This window comes from Streptomyces pimonensis (genome assembly GCF_041380215.1).
GTDB classification, from domain to species: Bacteria; Actinomycetota; Actinomycetes; order Streptomycetales; family Streptomycetaceae; genus Streptomyces; species Streptomyces pimonensis.
The window spans coordinates 1-1,376 of record NZ_JAHWZY010000115.1 but is presented as its reverse complement, the minus strand read 5'-3'; the positions used below and the strand labels follow the sequence as shown (position 1 = coordinate 1,376).

The 1,376-nt window shown below is 66.5% G+C and carries 1 protein-coding gene; it reads right to left on the bottom strand.

Going from position 1 to position 1,376, the window contains the following annotated elements; translation table 11 throughout:
• Window positions 1–40 precede the first annotated feature (40 nt).
• Window positions 41–1,330 carry an IS256 family transposase gene (locus KYY02_RS33585; RefSeq protein WP_371244853.1) on the bottom strand — a complete coding sequence of 430 codons (1,290 nt, stop codon included), beginning with the start codon at window positions 1,328–1,330 and terminating at the stop codon, window positions 41–43.
• Window positions 1,331–1,376 lie beyond the last annotated feature (46 nt).

Below are 1,376 nucleotides of genomic sequence, written 5' to 3'. Positions count from 1 at the left end.
GGGTGTGTCCAGTAGACGGCTGATCCAGTTTTTGTAGGGGTCAGTTGGCGGCCGGGGTGAGCCGGCCTTCGAAGGCGATCTGGAAGGCGTTCAGGGGCGCCTTCCAGCGCATGGTCCACCGCTTTCGGCCCTTGCCGGTCGGGTCCAGCGACATGAGGGCCATGTAGACGCACTTCATGGCCGCGGCCTCGTTAGGGAAGTGTCCGCGGGCGCGTACGGCCTTGCGGATGCGGGCGTTGACGGACTCGATCGCGTTCGTCGAGCAGATGACCTTGCGGATCTCGACGTCGAAGGAGAGGAAGGGAACGAACTCGGCCCAGGCGTTCTCCCAGAGCCGGATGACCGCCGGGTACTTCTTGCCCCAGGATTCCTGGAACTCGCCGAACCGCTCGGTCGCGGCGGCCTCGTTCGGCGCCGTGTAGACGGGCCTGAGCGCCTTGGCGATCTTGTCCCAGTCCTGGCGGGCCGCGTGCCGGAAGCTGTTCCTCAGCAGATGAACGACACAGGTCTGGACAATCGTTCGAGGCCAGACGGTTTCCACCGCCTCGGGCAGACCCTTGAGACCGTCGCAGACCAGCATCAGGACATCCTCAACGCCCCTGTTCTTGAGGTCCGTGAACACGCTCAGCCAGTACTTCGCGCCCTCGCCGCCGTCACCGGCCCAGATCCCCAGGATGTCGCGGTGGCCCTCGGCGGTCACGGCCATGACGACGTAGACCGGACGGTTCGCCACCTGCCCGTCGCGGATCTTGACGTTGATCGCGTCCACGAACAGCACCGGATAGACGCGGTCCAGCGGGCGGTTAGACCATTCCGCCATGCCGTCCATCACCTTGTCGGTGATCGTGGAGATGGTCGCCTTGGACACGCTCGCGCCGTAGACCTCGGCCAGGTGCGCGGAGATCTCGCCGTGCGTCAGCCCCTTCGCCGACAGCGACAGCACCATCTCGTCCACCCCGGACAGGCGCCGCTGCCGCTTCTTGACGATGGCCGGCTCGAACGTTCCGGCCACGTCCCGGGGAACTTTGACCTCGACCGGGCCGACATCGGTCAGCACCGTCTTCGCACGCGTCCCGTTGCGGCTGTTGCCGCTGCCCCGGCCCTCGGCGTCGTGCTTCTCGTATCCGAGGTGATCGGTGATCTCGCCCTCCAGGGCGGACTCCAGGACCCGCTTGGTCAGCTGCTGGAGCAGCCCGCCCTCCCCGGTCAGCTGCAGGCCCTCCGACCGGGCCCGATCCACGAGCATCGCAACCAGTTGTTCGTCGCTCGCCGCCACGGCCCCCGCCGCTGGCTCGCTGCCCGGTATCTGCTCGATGGTGGTGTCGCTCATCTGGCGTCTCCTTGATCATCGGATCCGCCGATCATTGAACACTCCC